The organism is Microbacterium sp. ZXT2-5 (assembly GCF_055329545.1).
Window position 1 is genome coordinate 2848755 of sequence record NZ_JBUZWD010000001.1, and the last position, 15570, is coordinate 2864324.

At 71.4% G+C, this 15570-nt stretch carries 14 protein-coding genes; 3 read left to right on the top strand and 11 right to left on the bottom strand.

The window, feature by feature from the left end; translation table 11 throughout:
* The first annotated feature begins 149 nt into the window (after window positions 1-149).
* Genes ACZBH1_RS12735 through ACZBH1_RS12745 form a run of 3 tightly spaced genes read left to right on the top strand, consistent with a single transcriptional unit; the run spans window position 150 to window position 3042 of the window.
* Entirely contained in the window at window positions 150-1685 is a 1536-nt protein-coding gene (locus ACZBH1_RS12735; RefSeq protein WP_378881599.1) for a CitMHS family transporter, read from the top strand.
* Window positions 1686-1717: 32 nt separating this feature from the next.
* Window positions 1718-2338 carry a hypothetical protein gene (locus tag ACZBH1_RS12740; protein WP_336396522.1) on the top strand — a complete coding sequence of 207 codons (621 nt, stop codon included), beginning with the start codon at window positions 1718-1720 and terminating at the stop codon, window positions 2336-2338.
* The gene (locus tag ACZBH1_RS12745; protein WP_336396521.1) at window positions 2335-3042 is read left to right on the top strand and encodes an NAD-dependent deacylase; all 708 of its coding nucleotides are present in this window, start codon (window positions 2335-2337) and stop codon (window positions 3040-3042) included. The genes ACZBH1_RS12740 and ACZBH1_RS12745 overlap by 4 nt, the downstream gene beginning before the upstream one ends.
* An 80-nt stretch (window positions 3043-3122) precedes the next feature.
* Here ACZBH1_RS12745 and ACZBH1_RS12750 read toward each other — a convergent pair whose 3' ends face one another.
* From ACZBH1_RS12750 to ACZBH1_RS12800, 11 genes are all read right to left on the bottom strand, one after another.
* Window positions 3123-4391 carry a sugar ABC transporter permease gene (locus tag ACZBH1_RS12750; RefSeq protein ID WP_336396520.1) on the bottom strand — a complete coding sequence of 423 codons (1269 nt, stop codon included), beginning with the start codon at window positions 4389-4391 and terminating at the stop codon, window positions 3123-3125.
* Window positions 4388-5197 carry an ATP-binding cassette domain-containing protein gene (locus ACZBH1_RS12755; protein WP_336396519.1) on the bottom strand — a complete coding sequence of 270 codons (810 nt, stop codon included), beginning with the start codon at window positions 5195-5197 and terminating at the stop codon, window positions 4388-4390. Before ACZBH1_RS12755 ends, ACZBH1_RS12750 begins: the two co-directional genes overlap by 4 nt.
* A 92-nt stretch (window positions 5198-5289) precedes the next feature.
* A complete protein-coding gene (locus ACZBH1_RS12760) occupies window positions 5290-6378 on the bottom strand; it encodes a sugar ABC transporter substrate-binding protein (protein ID WP_378881591.1) in 1089 nt (362 codons plus the stop codon).
* Window positions 6379-6675: 297 nt separating this feature from the next.
* The gene (locus ACZBH1_RS12765) at window positions 6676-7923 is read right to left on the bottom strand and encodes a sugar ABC transporter permease (RefSeq protein ID WP_378881588.1); all 1248 of its coding nucleotides are present in this window, start codon (window positions 7921-7923) and stop codon (window positions 6676-6678) included.
* Window positions 7920-8837, bottom strand: a complete 918-nt coding sequence (locus tag ACZBH1_RS12770; protein WP_378881585.1) for an ATP-binding cassette domain-containing protein — start codon at window positions 8835-8837, stop codon at window positions 7920-7922. The genes ACZBH1_RS12765 and ACZBH1_RS12770 overlap by 4 nt, the downstream gene beginning before the upstream one ends.
* Window positions 8838-8891: 54 nt before the next feature.
* Window positions 8892-10001 (bottom strand): substrate-binding domain-containing protein, encoded by a 1110-nt coding sequence (locus ACZBH1_RS12775; protein WP_336396515.1) that lies wholly within the window; start codon window positions 9999-10001, stop codon window positions 8892-8894.
* Window positions 9998-11200 (bottom strand): ROK family transcriptional regulator, encoded by a 1203-nt coding sequence (locus tag ACZBH1_RS12780; RefSeq protein ID WP_336396514.1) that lies wholly within the window; start codon window positions 11198-11200, stop codon window positions 9998-10000. Before ACZBH1_RS12780 ends, ACZBH1_RS12775 begins: the two co-directional genes overlap by 4 nt.
* Before the next feature lie 63 nt (window positions 11201-11263).
* Entirely contained in the window at window positions 11264-12127 is an 864-nt protein-coding gene (locus tag ACZBH1_RS12785) for an NYN domain-containing protein (RefSeq protein WP_463646566.1), read from the bottom strand.
* A gap of 1 nt (window position 12128) precedes the next feature.
* Window positions 12129-13121, bottom strand: coding sequence for a Gfo/Idh/MocA family protein (locus ACZBH1_RS12790; protein ID WP_336396512.1), 993 nt, complete (start codon window positions 13119-13121; stop codon window positions 12129-12131).
* Window positions 13122-13150: 29 nt separating this feature from the next.
* Window positions 13151-14536 (bottom strand): O-acetylhomoserine aminocarboxypropyltransferase/cysteine synthase family protein, encoded by a 1386-nt coding sequence (locus ACZBH1_RS12795; protein WP_463646567.1) that lies wholly within the window; start codon window positions 14534-14536, stop codon window positions 13151-13153.
* Window positions 14537-14618: 82 nt separating this feature from the next.
* A complete protein-coding gene (locus tag ACZBH1_RS12800; RefSeq protein ID WP_452324982.1) occupies window positions 14619-15560 on the bottom strand; it encodes a quinone oxidoreductase family protein in 942 nt (313 codons plus the stop codon).
* Window positions 15561-15570 lie beyond the last annotated feature (10 nt).

Consider the following 15570-nt stretch of genomic DNA (forward strand, 5'->3'; position numbering starts at 1 on the left):
TGCGCGCACGTGAGCACAATGCGCAGAAGACACCCTACGCGCAGAACCTGCGGCAATGCGAGCAAGCGCGCGCCGCGCCGCCGGCCTTTCGTAACGTGTCCGGACGCGCACCGAGGGGTGCGGACGCACGACACGACGAAGGAGTCGACATGCAGGCTGCAGCCTCGCTGATCGTCCAGGCCGCCGAGGCGGAGGAGGGCTACGCGACCGCGTTCGTCCCGCCGGAGTGGGTGCTGGTGGCACTCGGGTTCACGATGGTCCTGGTGTTCATGGCGCTCATCATGACCAGGCGCCTCACGCCCATGGTGGCGCTCATCGTCGTGCCGACCGCGTTCGGGCTGTTCGCGGGTGCGGGACTCGGACTGGGTGACATGATCCTCGACGCGATCGGCAGCATGGCGCCGACCGCGGCGCTGCTCATGTTCGCCATCATGTACTTCGGCATCATGATCGACGTGGGTCTCTTCGACCCCCTCATCCGCTCGATCACCCGTCTGCTCGGCGACGATCCGGCGAAGGTCGTGCTCGGCACGGCGCTCCTCGCCGGCGCCGTCTCGCTCGACGGCGACGGGTCGACGACGTTCATCATCACGACCTCGGCCATGCTGCCGATCTATCTGCGCCTGGGCATGAGCCCGGTCGTGCTCACGTGCGTCGCCGGGCTGATGAACGGCACCCTCAACATCGTGCCGTGGGGCGGGCCCACCGTGCGCGCGGCGACGGCGCTCGGCCTCCAGCCGACCGATGTCTTCGTGCCGATGCTGCCGTCGCTGGCGGCGGGCGTCGTCATCGCCCTGGCGTTCTCGTGGTTCCTCGGTCTCGCCGAGCGCAAGCGGCTGGGCAGCATCGACACGTCGCGCCTGGACGACGGGGACGGGGTGCTCGCCGGTCCGCGCATCTTCCGGGGCTCGGACGCGAAGCCCGGCGCCCGCGCGACGCTGCGCACCGGCAACATCGTGACGCTCGCCGGCGGGCGCAGCGCAGTGCCCGTCGCGACGGCGGTCGTCGACCGCGAGGACACCGCGATGGCCGACACGATCCTCGACCCGAACCGGGCGTCCCTGCGGCCCAAGCTGATCTGGTTCAACCTGGCGCTCACGATCGCCGTTATGGTGCTCCTCGTGCTGGACGTCTTCCCGCTCGCCTACGTCTTCATGGTGGGCGCCGCCGTCGCCCTCGTCGTCAACTTCCCCAAGCTCAAGGGGCAGGCCGACGAGATCGTCGCGCACGCCCCGAGCATCGTGGGCGTCGTGTCGATGGTGCTCGCCGCCGGCGTGCTGGTCGGGGTGCTCAACGGCACCGGCATGGTCGACGCGATGGCGACGTGGATCACGACGGTGATCCCGGCATCCCTCGGCCCGTTCCTCGCGGTCATCACGGGCGTCCTGTCGATCCCCTTCACGTTCTTCATGTCGAACGACGCGTTCTACTACGGCATCCTGCCGGTGCTCGCCCAGAGCGCGGAGCACTTCGGGATCGCGCCGGTGGAGATGGCTCGCGCCTCCATCACCGGCCAGCCGGTGCACCTGCAGAGCCCGCTCGTGCCGGCCATCCTGCTGCTGGTCTCGCTGGCGAGCGTGAACCTCGGCGATCACCACAAGAAGGTGCTGTGGCGGGCCTGCGTGGTCTCGCTCGCGATGCTCGCCGTCGGGGTGCTGGTCGGAGCCATTCCTCTGATGGCGTGACCGCCGCGGGCGCCCCCTCGTAGGATCGCGGCATGACCAAGGGACCGGCGCCCAGCGCCTCCTATGAGCACCGCAGCTTCGGCGCGCCGGGTGCGCAGCGCACCGTCTTCCTGCTCAGGGCGGGCATCTCGACGCTGTCGGACCCGCGACCGGACCTCACCGCCCGGCGGGACGCGCGCATCGTGGCAGTGGGTCTGACCATAGACGACATCGACGACCCCGCGGCGTATCGCGGGGCGACGGCGGCCGAGATGACGGCCGCGACGATCGCTCGATTCGTCGCGGAGGAGCGTCACGGCCGTCCCGTCGGCGTCGTCGGCGTCGGCGACGCCGGCGAGGTGGCGATCCTCGTCGCCGCTCATCTGGGCGACGGAGTCGACCGCCTGGCGCTCGTCGCCGTGCCCCGGCCGGACACCGAGCTCGGCGGCGCAGAGGTCGCCGAGGTGCTGGCCGGCGTCACCGCTGCCACGCTCATCCTCAACGGACGGGACGATCCCGACGCCGCGGCCCCGGCGGCCCGCTGGTTCGGCGACCGCCTGGCGTCGGCCCGCGTGGAGATGATCCCCGAGACGTCGGATCCGCAGTCGCGCCTCATTCTGGCCGACGTGTGGGAGCGGGTCCTCTCGCACGTCGCGCCGGGGACCGTGCGGTGACCCGCATCGTCGTGCTGACGGGGGCGGGCATCTCGGCCGAGAGCGGCGTCCCCACGTTCCGCGATGCCGGCGGGCTGTGGGAGGGGCACGACGTCGAGGACGTCGCGACGCCCGAGGCGTTCGAGCGCGACCCCGACACCGTGCTGGCCTTCTACGACGCGAGGCGGCGGGCGCTGGCATCCGTCGCCCCGAACGCCGCGCACCGCGCCCTCGCGAGGCTCGAGGGGGCGATCGCCGACGACCTGCTCCTCGTGACGCAGAACGTCGACGACCTGCACGAGCGGGCCGGCAGTCGCAATCTCGTGCACATGCACGGCGAGCTGCGCCGCGCGCTGTGCCTGACGTGCGGCGCGCGCCCGGCGTGGGACGGCGACCTCATCGGCCGACCAGCCTGCCCGGTGTGCGGGGAGCGGATGCTGCGGCCCGACGTGGTCTGGTTCGGCGAGATGCCGTACGAGCTCGACCGCATCGAACAGGCCGTCGTCGCGTGCGACGTGTTCGTCTCGATCGGCACGTCGGGCGCCGTCTATCCCGCCGCCGGCTACGTCGCCCTCGCATCGGCATTCGGCGCTCGCACGGTCGAGCTGAACCTGGATCCGAGCGACGCGATCATCCCGTTCGACGATGCGCGCGCCGGCCGGGCGAGCGAGCTGGTGCCGCAGTGGGTGGACGAGATCGTCGAGGGGCGGGCGGAGCCGGGCTGAACCGGCTGCGCGCACCGGCGGCACGCGACGGCGCCGGGCGGAGTTGCTCCACCCGGCGCCGTCGCATCGACGGGTGCGGACTACGTCCGCCCGCCGCCCGAGCGCAGACGCGAGAGCGCGTCGACGGTCGCGGCGAGGATGAGCACGCCGCCGGTGACCAGCAGGTTGACCCCCGCGGGGAGGTTCAGCAGACCGAGGCCGTTCGTGATCGTCGCGATCACGAGCGCGCCGATCGCCGCGTGCATCAGACGCCCCTTGCCGCCGAAGAGGCTGACGCCGCCGACGACCGCCGCGGCGACACCCGAGAGCACGATGTCACGACCGACGGTCGCGTCGACCGATCCGACGCGGGCGACACTGAGGAGCGCGGAGAACACGGCGAGGCTCGAGCAGATGACGAACGCCCACCACTTGATCCACCGCACCTTGACGCCCGAGCGGCGCGCGGCTTCGGCGTTGCCGCCGATGGCGTAGATGTAGCGGCCGAACCGGGTGCGGTCGAGCAGGAACGTGCCGAGCCACAGGATGGCGAGCACCACGGGCACGACGATCGGGACGCCGGCGACCTCGACCACGGACTGGCCGCGGTTCTGGTTGAGCACGAACACGACCACGCCGCCGATGACGGCGATGACGGCCAGCTTGATCCACACCAGCGACAGCGCCCGGTTGGGGACACCCGCGCGCGTGCGGCGCGCGCGGTCCCAGAACGACGTGGCGCCCGAGATGACGAGCATGATCGCGAGCATCACCCATCCGCCCCACACGGGCAGGTTGCCGTTCTGCAGCGCGATCAGCTCGGGCACCTCGAGGCGGAACAGCCCGCCCGGGCCGATGATGACCAGCGCGAGCCCCTGGAAGCCCAGGAACAGGCCCAGCGTCACGACGAACGACGGGATGCCGACCCTGGCGACGAAGAAACCTATCAGCGCGCCGGTGAGGAAGCCGAAGCCGAAGCCGATCAGCAGCGCCAGCGGCCACGGGACGCCCTGCGAGGCGAGCACCACGAACAGGGCCATGCCGACACCGCCGGTGACGCCCGCCGACAGGTCGATCTCGCCCAGCAGCAGCACGAAGACCAGCGCCATGCCGAGCACCACGAGGGTCGCGGCCTGGTTCAGCAGGTTCGCGAAGTTGCGCTCGGTGAGGAAGAACGGGCTCAGGATCGAGAACAGGGTGAACAGGACGACGAGCCCGCCGATGGCCGGGAGCGCGCCCATGTCGCCGCCGCGCACGCGCTGCCACCACGCCCGGAGCTGGTCGCCGACGCCGCCCTCGACGCCGCTGCCGATGAGGTCGCTCGCGAGGGGATCGGGCGCGGCCTCGGTGCGGGTCGCATTCGCGGTCATTCCACGCCTCCTTCGGTGCGGACAGTCGAGGTGTCGAGGATCGTGACGCCCTGGGGTGTCTTGGTGCCGGTGATGTAGCCGACCACGTCGTCGCGCGTGGTCTGGCTCGTCGGGATCTGCGCCACCATCTGGCCGAGGTACAGCACCGCGATGTCGTCGGCGACCTGGAAGACGTCGGCGAGGTTGTGGCTGATGAGGACCACCGCGACGCCCTGCTCGGAGAGGCGTGTGACCAGGTTCAGCACCTGCTCGGTCTGCGCGACGCCCAGGGCCGCCGTCGGCTCGTCGAGGATGACGACGCGGGCCTTCTTGAGGACCGCGCGGGCGATCGCGACGGTCTGCCGCTGCCCGCCGGACAGGCTCGAGACCTTCTGCCGCACCGACTTCACGGTGCGCACGGACAGCGAGCGGAGGGTGTCGGACGCCTCCTTCTCCATGCGGCCCTCGTCGAACGTGCCGAACGACAGCTCCTCGCGACCGAGGAACATGTTCTGCACGATGTCGAGGTTGTCGCAGAGCGCCAGGTCCTGGTAGACGACCTCGATGCCGAGGCCGGAGGCATCCCGGGGCGCGTGGAGGTCGCGGTGCTGGCCGTCGATGAGGACTTCGCCCTCGTCGTACGGCTGCACGCCGGCGAGGCCCTTGATGAGGGTGGACTTCCCGGCGCCGTTGTCACCGACGAGTGCGGTGACCTTGCCGGGGCGGACTTCGAGGTCGACGCCCTTGAGGACGCTGACGGGGCCGAAGGACTTCTTGACGCCGACCAGCTTGATGATCGGCTCTGTGGCGGTGAGTGTGTCTGACATGCTCGCTTCCTTGCGATGACGGTGTTCCGGCGAGAAGGGGCGTCGCGCCCTGCGGCGCGACGCCCCTGCGGTTCAGCCCGCAGGCCCGCCGACTACTCTGCGGTGACTCCGTACTCCTCGCAGGCCGCCATCACTTCCGGCGTGCAGACGTCGTCGTACTCGGCGTCGCCCGCCGCGATGACGTCCTTGACCTGCTCCGGTCCCACCAGGATCGGGGTGACCTGGATATACGGCGTGCCGTCGTCGAGCTCGGCCTCGGTCGTCACGTCCTCGCCGTTCAGGAGCGCCACCGCGGTCTCGACCGCGGCATCGGCCTCGTCCTTCACCGGCTTGTAGACCGTGGCGGTCTGCCAGCCGAGGAGGATGTTCTGCAGGCCCGCGACGTTCGCGTCCTGTCCCGAGACGGCGACGCCCTCGAGGTTGTTGTCCTGCAGCACCTTGATGACGCCGGCCGCGTTGGTGTCGTTGGCGACCCAGACACCGTCGACCTGGCCGTTGAGCGAGGTCAGCGCCTGCTCGAAGTTGGTCTGCGACTTGGCCTGGTCCCACACCCCCGGGGGCTCCGCCGCCGGCGTGATGCCGGCGCCTTCCATGACCTCGACCGCGCCTTCCTTGAACATGGCCGCGTTGCCGTCGGTCGGGTCGCCGCCCATGTACACCACGACAGCAGTGGCCGGGTCCTTGCCGGCGGCCTCCAGTCCGTCCAGGACCGTCTGGCCCTCGAGGCGGCCGACCTCGACGTTGTCGAACGACACGTAGTAGTCGGCGCCCTCGAACGGACGGTCGTAGGCGATGACGGGGATGCCCTCGCCCTTCGCCTTCGCCGCCACGGCCTCTGCAGCGCCCTGGTAGTCGACCAGGAGCATGACGCCGCAGCCCTGGGTGAGCTGCTGGTCCGCGATCGTCGAGTACTTGTTGACGTCGCCCTGGGCGTTCTGGATGTCGACGTCGAAGCCGGCGCCCTCCAGGCCCTCCTGGAGGTACTTGCGGTCGAAGTTCTCCCAGCGCGGCGAGGATGCCGCGTCGGGGAGGATCACGCACGCGCGGCCCGCGGCGTCGCCGCCGCCGTCGCCGCCGTCGCCCCCGTCCCCGGTGTCGCCGTTGCCGCCGGCGCATCCCGCCAGCACCACCGCGGCCGCGCCCGTGAGGGCCGCCACGGCGAGGAGTGAAGACTTCTTCATCATTCGCCTTTCGTCATTGAAGCGAGCGAGGCCCGGGTCCCTTCCCGTGCGCATCGCGCTGAAAGCGATCATGGCGATGATCGAATCTTGGCGTCAAGTCTTGAACATAACGCTTTGACAACGCCGGGACGCCGGGTCATCGCCCCACTCGTGTTCCCGTGCCGCGAGAGCGCTTTCCGTGCAGAATGCTTATCTGATGCGCAGATCAGAAGCAGATTGCGCAGGACTCCACGTAGTGTGCACGGTACGCCGCGGTAGCGTGTTCGTCAAGTGAAGACAGCGAGCGACCCTCGCCCGTCACGCCCGACCGGTCGCCGCCCGCGTGCGACGCGACAGCGAGTCGACGATCACCGCCAGCACGAGCACGACGCCGGTGACCATGAACTGCACCGAAGAGTCGAGGTTGAGCAGCGTCAGGCCCGACGAGATCGACTGGATGACGACGATGCCGATGAGGGCCGAGAACGCGGACCCTCGCCCGCCGAAGAGACTTGTTCCGCCGATGACCGCGGCCGCGATCGCGTTCAGATTGACGTCGCCGGTGCCCGAGCTCTGGTTGGCCGAGGCCAGTCGCGCCGCGGCGAGGATGCCGCCGACGGCGGCGAGCGTCGAGCACATCGCGAACACCGACAGATAGATCCGGTTCACGCGGATGCCGGCGCGACGGGCGGCCTCGACGGAACCGCCGACGGCGTACACCGCGCGTCCCCACCGGGTTCGCGTCAGCAGGAAGTTCATCACGACGACGAGCCCGAGGAAGAACAGGAACATCACGCCCACGCCGCGGTACAGGTTCAGGTACCAGGTCGCGGCGAGGAGGAAGGCCAGGAGCGCGATGCTCCGGGTCGCGATCTCGGCGTAGCTCTGGCTGACGAGGTTGGCGGCGGCACGGCGGTGCGCCCGCCGCACGAGCGACCACGCGAACGCGCCCGCCGCCACCACGGCGAGGACGTACGACGCCCAGGGCGGAAGGAACAGCTGCTGGGCGAACTGCACCAGCCACGAGTCGAACGGGATGGCGATGGAGCCTGTCTCGCCGAGCACCCACAGCTGCAGGCCGAGGAAGCCGAGCAGGCCGGCGAGCGTGATGACGAAGCTGGGCAGGCCGAACCTGGTGAACAGGTAGCCGTAGAGCAGGCCGACGAGACAGCCGATGGCCATGCCCGCGAGGACGGCGATGATGGGGTTCCACTGCAGCTGCACGAACGTGACCGCGAGCACGGCCGCCGCCAGGCCCGACACCGATCCCACGGAGAGGTCGATCTCGCCCACCAGCAGCACCAGCACCACGCCGAGGGCGATCGTGCCGATCGCGGCGCACTGCATCGTGAGGTTCACGAGGTTCTCGCTGGAGAGGAACACCGGGTTCAGAAGCTGGAACACCGTCCAGATCACCGCGATCCCCAGGACGACCGGCAGCGTGCCCAGCTCGCCCTCGCGGATCCGGGCGACGAACCCCTCCCACGCGTGGCGGAGCCGGCTGCCGCTGAGCACGCGCTCCTCGGGGAGCGGCTCGGCCAGACGCTCGTCGCCGCGCGCGCTCATCGCGTCCCCTCCCCGCGGGGCCGCGGCGGCCGCCGCGACCCGCGTCGGGGCATCCGGATCACCGTGCCCCCGGCCGTCTCGGTCTCGACCTGCGGCTCGTCCACGGGAGGCGGCGGCGCCGCGCCGCGATCCGGCGTGCGCCGGAGCGCGGAGTGGTCGGCGGCGCCGGTGATGGCCGCGATGAGGATCTCGCTCGTGACGTCGGCGACGTTGTAGACGCCGTTGTTGCGTCCGAGCCGCAGCACGACGACGCGGTCGGCGACCGCCATGACGTCGGCCATGTTGTGGCTGATGAGGATGACGCCGTGGCCGCGTTCGCGCAGCCGCTCGATGAGATTGAGGACCTCCGCCGTCTGCGCCACCCCGAGCGCCGCGGTGGGCTCGTCGAGGATGACCACGCGCGGCTCGCCGATGAGAGACCGCGCGATCGCGACGGTCTGCCGCTGCCCGCCGGACAGCGACGCCACCGGCACCCGGACCGAGGGGATCTTGGCCGACAGCTCGCGCAGCAGCGTCCATGTGCGCTGCTCCATGCCCACCTCGTCGAGGGTGGCGCCGTCGCGCAGCTCGCGCCCGAGCCACAGGTTCGCCACGACGTCGAGGTTGTCGCACAGCGCGAGGTCCTGGAAGATCGTCTCGATGCCGAGCTCCTGCGCGTCCGCGGGGGAGTGGATGTCGACCGGCTCGCCGTCGAACTCGAGGGTCCCCGCATCCGGCGGATGGACCCCGGCGAGCACCTTGACGAGCGTGGACTTGCCCGCGCCGTTGTCGCCGACGAGGGCGACCACCTCGCCCTCGTTGACCCAGAAGTCCACGTCGGTGAGCGCCTTGACGGCGCCGAAGTGCTTGCCGATGCCGCGCATGGTGAGCACGCGCTCGCGCGGCCTTCCCGTCCGCGGGTGCGTCACCGACATCCTCGCCCCGTCCCCATCATCGCGTCCCGGCCGTTCGCCGCCAGAGACAGGACCCTACCCGATCCCCGCGGCTTCGCACGCATCGGCGTAGGCGGGGGTGCAGATGTCGTCGACGGACCAGAAGCCGTCGGCGACGACGGTGCCCATGATGTCGTCGACGGTGACGGCGACGGGGTCGAGCAGCGTCGCCGGCGTCCCGTCGATCTCCATCGGCGCCGTCACCTCCTCGCCGTTCAGCAGCTTCACGGCGACCTCGGCGGCGAGCTCCGCCTGCGGCTTGATCGCCTTGTAGACGGTCATGTGCTGGTCGCCGGTGAGGATCCGCTGGATCGCCGAGAGCTCGGCATCCTGTCCCGTCACGATCGGGAGGGGATCGACGTCGGCGACGCGCAGCGCCGCGATCGCGCCCCCGGCCGTGGCGTCGTTGGCGGCGTAGACCCCGGTGATCGCGTCGCCGTGCTGCGCGATCTGGCCCGACACCCACTCCTGGGCCTTCTCCGGGCTCCAGCCGGGGGTGTCGTACTCGGCGAGGACGCGCAGCCCGCTCTCGTCGATGATGCTGTGCGCCCCCCGCTTGAACAGCGCGGCGTTGCTGTCGGTGGGCGAGCCGTTGACCATGAGGATGCCGCCGTCCTCGCCGTTGGCCCGCACGCCCTCGACGAACGCCTCCGCCTGCAGGACGCCGACCTTCTCGTTGTCGAACGAGATGTAGTACGCCAGGTCGCCGCCGGCCACGAGGCGGTCGTACGAGATCACCGGCACCCCCTTCGCGTTCGCCGAGGTCACGATGCTGACGGCGGCGTTCGCGTCGACCGGGTCGAGCACGAGCACGCCGGCCCCCGCGGTGAGGGCGGACTCGGCCTGCTGCTGCTGCTTCGCGGCGTCCTGGTCGGCGTTGGCGTACAGGACGCGGTAGTCGCCGAGCTCGGCGATCCGCGCCTCGAACAGCGGGCGGTCGAACGTCTCGTACCGCGCGGTCTTCGCATCGGGCAGCAGCAGGGCGACGGTGTCGTCGGAGGGGGCGCGCCCCGGCGCGGGCGACGTCGTGCACGCCGCCAGCAGCGCGGCGAGGAGGAGGAGAGCGGATGCCGCGACCGCTGCGCTGCGCCGGGTGCGGCCCTGCCGCGACCCGTGGGGGTGCATGCCGCGCATGGGTACGCTCACGCGGTGATGGGCAGCGACGGCGCGCTCGGCAGCTGTGCGTCGACCGTGACGTGATCGAGGGCGATCGCGATCGCCCCGCGCGACTCCGCCCACTCGCCGAACGAAGCCCCGACGATCTCGGGGAGGCCGTCGGCGGACGCGAGCGCCGTGCGCTCGAGGGCATGGCGCATCGGCGCCATGAGGATCTCGCCGGCCTGGCCCAGCTCGCCGCCGATCACGATGAGCCCGGGGTCGACCAGGTTGCACAGGCTCGCCGCGGCGATGCCGATGTGGCGTCCGGCGTCGGCGATGACGCGCCGGGCGGCGCCGTCGCCGGTCTCGGCCGCCTGCAACAGGTCGCCGAGGCGGTGCATGCCCTCGCTCGGCGGGAAGAGCGACAGCAGCGCCGGCCCGCCGGCGTACGTCTCGAGGCACCCGCGATTGCTGCAGCGGCAGATCGGCCCGTTCTCGTCGAGCGTCACGTGCCCGATCTGCCCTGCCTTGCCGTTGACGCCCCGGAAGAGGTCGCCGTCGACGATGAGACCGGCGCTGATCGTGTGGCCGACGCGGATGAAGACGCTGGATGCGGCCGCGCGGCCGTTCCCCTCGCGCGCCTCGGCGAGCCCGCCCAGGTTGGCCTCGCTGTCGACGTAGACCGGCCGCCCGATGCGCGCGGACAGGCTCTCGGCGACGTCCACGCCCTCCCAGCCGCGCAGCAGACCCGGGGTCGAGACCATGCCCGTACGCGGGTCGATCGGCGCAGGCAGCGCCAATCCCACCGCCAGGAGGTCGGTGAGCGTGCTTCCGAGCGACTCCATCATGTCGCCCAGCAGGAGCGCCAGCCGGTCGAGCTCGGAGTCATGGCGATGGTCGAGGGGGAGCGGAAGCGACGACTGCGTCACGATGGTGCGCGCGGTGTCGGCGATCGCGATGTGAAGGTGGCGGGAGCTGTAGTGCACGCCGGCGACGAGGCCGAGGCGGCGGGCGAGGGACACCAGCGTGGCGCGGCGGCCGCTGCTGGTGGTGAAGGACGTGTGGAGCAGGCCCGACGCGGTCAGCTCCTTGACGATGTTGGAGACCGTCGCCGGAGACAGGCCGGTGCTGCCGGCGAGCTCGATCTGCGTCAGACGGCCGTGGCGCTTGAGCGACTCGACGACGCGCGCGCGGTTGGCCTCGCGCAGCGAGGTCTGCGAGCCCGGCGGGGCGTTACGGCGTGCCACAGCTTCACTGTAGCGGACCCCCGATTTCGCAGGTCGGGCGGCAATCGCCGGTGGACCTGCCGGTCAGCGGCGCCCTTCGGCGAGGCGGATGAGCACGATGTTGCCGGATTCGTCGACTTCCGCGACTTCCGTATGCGCCTTCACGAACTCCGAGAAGCTCCGGTGGCCGAGAGCCTTCTCGCTGAAGGACGGGTCGAGTCGCTTGATGAGGCTCTTGACCGCGGACGCGTGCTGCCACTCGACGTCGTCCTTGTCGCTCTCCAGGCGCAGCGCGCGCTCCAGCAGCGAGCCCGCCGGGTCCGCCGCGGCTTTCCTGCTGCGACGACGCTGCGGCGCGGCATCCTTCTTGTCCTCCGGGGGTCCTGCCACACCTGGCAGGGCGTCGTACGAGTCGAACTGGTCGCACGCCGCCGCCAGCGACTTCGCCGTCGAGCCGGCGACGCCCACGCCCACGACGAACCGGCCGAGGCGCTTGCAGCGCTGGGCGAGCGGCACGTAGTCGGAGTCACCCGCGACGATGACGACGTGGGTGAGATCCGGCAGCCGGAACATGTCTTCGACGGCGTCCACGGCGAGGCGGATGTCCGCGCCGTTCTTGGCGTAGGCCGCGGCGGGGAAGAGCTGCACCAGGTCGACCGCCCGCGCGACGAGCTGCGAGCGGTACTCCGCGTTGACCGGCGCGGACCAGTCGGCATAGGCGCGGGTGAGCACGAGGGTCCCGAACGACGTGGCGTAGTCGATGATGGCTCCGACGTCGATGGTGGCGGCGGTCAGGCGCTCGGCGATCTCGGGGTCCGAGCCGCCCGCCGAGATCTTCTGCCGATCGCGCGAGTACGAGTTCTTGCCGTGCACGCGGTCGTACCAGGACATGACGATGTTGTCGAAGTCCAGGTAGACCGCCACGCGGGCGTTCTGCAGTTCGGCCACTTCACTCCTCCCCGGGGTAGCGCACGCCGACGAGCTCGCGGATCTCGTCGAGGGTCTCCATGATCGCGACCGTCTCGTCGATCGGCAGGATGTCGGAGTCGGTGCGTCCCTCGCCGATCACGCGCTCGGCGGCGAGCGCCTGGTACTGCATCCCGCGTCCGTCGATGTCGGAGCGGTACTCCTCGCGGACCGCTCCGTCGGGTCCGACCACGCGGAACGACGTCGCGGAGTACCACACCCGGTCGATCTCGATGCGGGCCTGCGTGCCGATCACCGTGGCCGTGTTGGGACCCGCCGCACGCGATGCCGACAGCGACGTCGAGATCGCGCCCGACTCGTGGGCCATGACGGTGGCGACCTCGGTGTCGGAGCCGGCGTCGCCGAGGCGTGCCGAGGCCGCGATCGACAGCGGGGCGCCCAGGACGTCCCACGCGAACGAGATCGGGTAGATGCCGAGGTCCAGCAGCGCGCCGCCCCCGAGCTCGAGGGCGTTGATGCGGTGCGCCGGGTCGTCCGGCAGGAGCTGCGTGTGATCGGCGATGACGGCGCGCACCTCGCCGAGGGCGCCGGATGCGATGAGCTCGCGGATGCGGACCATGTGCGGGAGGTAGCGGGTCCACATCGCCTCCATCGCGAGCACGCCTCTGGCTGCGGCGGCGTCGCGGACCTCCGCGGCCTCGGCGGCGTTCAGCGTGAACGGCTTCTCCACCAGCACATGCTTGCCGGCCTCGATGGCCAGCAGCGCGTTCGCCGCGTGCATCGGATGCGGCGTCGCGACGTACACGATGTCGACGTCGGGATCGGCGACCAGGTCCTCGTACGAGCCGTGGGCGCGGGGGATGCCGAAGTCGGCGGCGAAGGCGTCGGCGGTCTGCTGCCGGCGCGACCCGACGGCGGCGACGTCCAGGCCGGCGGTGCGGAGGTCGCTCGTGAAAGCGCGGGCGATGCCGCCCGGGCCGAGGATGCCCCAGCGCAGGGACGAGGGGGAAGTCATGAACCGAGGCTATCGCCCCGTCCGCCCCCCTACTGCGTGCGGCTGTCGGCGAGCGCGGGCTGCCCCGGTGCGACGACGAGCGGGTCGAGCGCGCGGGCGAGGTCCTCCACGATGTCGCGCGGATCCTCCAGGCCGATCGACAGGCGCACCGTGGTGCTGCCGATGTGCGCCTCCGCCAGCTGGGTGGGCGTCATGTGGCTGTGGGTCATCGACGCCGGGTGCGCGACGAGACTGCGGGCATCGCCGATGTTGGCGACCAGCTTGACGACCTGGAGGCGGGCGATGACCTCCTCGACGAGGCGGAAGTCCGCCTCGTCATCCCCCGACGAGGGGAGGTCGAACGCGAACACCGAGCTCGCGCCCCGCGGCAGGTAGGTCTGCGCGCTGCGGTGCCACGGGCTGGACTCCAGGCCGGGGTGATGCACGCGCGCCACCGCCGGATGCGTCTCGAGGAACCGCGCGACGGTCAGCGCGCTCGAGGTGTGCCGCTGGACGCGCAGGTCGAGCGTCTCGATGCCCTGCAGCAGCTGGAAGGCGTTGAACGCCGAGAGCGAGGGCCCGAGGTCGTGGACGTACTTGGTCTTCACGAGCGCGATGTAGGGGGAGCCGGTGGCGCCGAACCGCTCGACGAGGCTGCCGTCCGGAACGCGGGCGTAGGTCTGCGTCAGCTGCGGCCAGCGATCGGGCTCCGCCGTGAAATCGAAGGTGCCGAGATCGACCACCACACCGCCCAGCGATGTGCCGTGGCCGCCGAGGAACTTGGTCGCGGAGTGCACGACGATGTCGGCGCCGAAGTCCTTCGCCCGCTGGAGGTAGGGCGTCGCGACCGTGTTGTCGATCACGAGGGGCACGCCGGCGCGGCGTGCGACGCCCGCGACGGCGCCCAGATCCAGGACCTGCGCGATGGGGTTCGAGATCGATTCCGCGAACAGGGCGCGGGTGGTCGGGCGGATGGCGGCCTGCCAGGCTCCGAGGTCGTCCTGGTCGACGAAGGTCACCTCGATGCCCCAGTCGGCGAACGTGTCGTTCAGAAGGTCGACCGTGCCGCCGTAGAGCTGCCGTGCGGCGACGATGTGCTCACCCTGCTTGGCCAGCGCCAGCAGCGCGACCGCGACGGCCGCCTGGCCGGAGGACACGCCCGCCGCGGCGATCCCGCCCTCGAGCTCGGCGACGCGTCGCTCGAAGACGAGGACCGTCGGGTTGGCCGCCCGGCTGTAGATGTTGCCGTCCTTGCGCAGCGCGAAGAGGTCGCGGGCCTCGCTGAGCGAGCGGAACTCGAACGCGTTGGACTGGTGGATCGAGGGCACGGCGGTGTTCTCCGCCACGCCCGGGACGAAGCCGGCCTGCACCTGGGCCGTCGCGAAGGAGCGCGGGGCGGCGTGGGGCGTGTCGGACGCGCAGACCGATTCGGGCATACAGAGCATTGTCGGGCCGCACCGCTGCCCGGCGCGCGTCGTGTGTCGTACTGTTGCGGCGCCGGGCGGTGGGCGCCTGCGGTCAGGGGACGAGGACGACCTTGCCGTCGACGCCGGCCTCGACAGCGTGGTGGGCCTCGGCGGCCGCCGCGAGGGCGAAGGAGGGGCCGAGCTCGACGGAGAACGCGCCTGCGGCGAGCAGCGCGAGCGTCACCGGCACGGCCTCGATCCGCCACGCCTGCTGCTGCGCGGTGAGCGGCACGGGCGAACCGCCGGAGAAGGCGCGGATGCCGAGGCCGGGCGCATCCCGTCCGCGGACGAGTGTCGCGACGCGGTCGCGATCCGGGACCAGCCCGATCGAGGTCTGCAGGGCCTCGTCGGTGCCTGCGGCGTCGATCGCGACCGTCACACCCCGGGGAGCAGCCTCCCTGACACGGTCGGCGAGCCCGTCCCCGTAGGCGATGGGGATGCCGCCCAGCGCGCGCACGCGCTCGAACCGGCGCTCGGACGACGTGGCGATCACCGTCGCGCCCCAGAGCACCGCGTACTGGATCAGCGCCTGGCCGACGGCGCCCGAGCCGCCGTGCACGAGCAGCGTGTCGCCGGAGCCGACGCCGAGCGAGCGCAGCGTCTGATAGGCCGTGCCGACGGGGATGCCCAGCGCCGCGCCCTCGGCGGCGCTCACCTGCGGCGGTCGCCGGAAGAGGTGCCCGGCCCCGACGACGACGTCTCTCGCGTACGCGCCCGAGGCGCCGGCGAACACCACGGGGTCGCCGGCGCGGAAGCCGTCGACGCCCTCGCCCACCGCGGTGACCACGCCGGCGCCGTCGCTGCCGACCCGGCGCGGCGTGGTGATGGGCGCGGACGTGCGGACGCCGCTGCGGAGCTTGACGTCGATCGGGTTGACCCCCGCCGCCGTCACCTCGACGGCGACTTCTCCCGGCCCGGGCACCGGGTCGGGTGCCTCGATCACGCGCAGGACGTCGGGGGCGCCGAACTCGGTGTAAGCGATCGCGGTGGTCATGTCGGCAGAG